The sequence below is a fragment of the Grimontia celer genome (genome assembly GCF_900055185.1).
GTDB lineage: Bacteria > Pseudomonadota > Gammaproteobacteria > Enterobacterales > Vibrionaceae > Enterovibrio > Enterovibrio celer.
This window is the reverse complement of record NZ_FIZX01000063.1, coordinates 1-539: the sequence shown is the minus strand read 5'-3', so window position 1 is coordinate 539 and position 539 is coordinate 1. Positions and strand designations below refer to the sequence as shown.

The 539-nt window shown below is 35.1% G+C and carries 1 protein-coding gene; it reads right to left on the bottom strand.

Annotation, left to right across the window (positions count from 1 at the left end; all coding sequences use genetic code 11):
- Nucleotides 1-291 (bottom strand): cation:dicarboxylate symporter family transporter (locus GCE9029_RS25435; protein ID WP_157487863.1); only part of this gene is annotated, 291 nt, incomplete at its 3' end.
- Nucleotides 292-539 lie beyond the last annotated feature (248 nt).

Genomic DNA, 539 nt, shown 5'->3' with positions numbered 1-539 from the left:
TGAAATCGCGATGATGGTGTTAATAATGTAAAGACCAAAGGTTTTACCACCAAGACGACCGAATGAACGAATATCTTTTAGCTCAACGATACCGCAAACAATAGATACGTATACAAGAGGTACTACAAGCAACTTGATAAGTGATACGAACATACCACCAGCACCTTCAGCAGCGCCGAGTAGGTACGTATCAAAAATAGCAATGCCGCTGAATAGGTACTGAATAGCAGTACCAATAATAAGGCCGGCAAACAAGCCTACAAAAATCTTACTTGAGAGCGATTTATCCATCGTTCTTCTCCAGTTTGTTGTGTTTAAAAATTGTACTTTTATAGTTATATATGCGACCCAAATCGCTATATTGCAGTGGATTTTACATACAAAGGTAACAATTAAAAGCATTTATTTACAAAAACATTACAAGTGTGACATCAAAACATTTCTTCATTAACAACCAGTTTCATAATATAAAACTCTAAATCACTGTTCTGGATAAAATAAAAAGAACGACATTCTTAATGCGATTTTGGTGACTATTC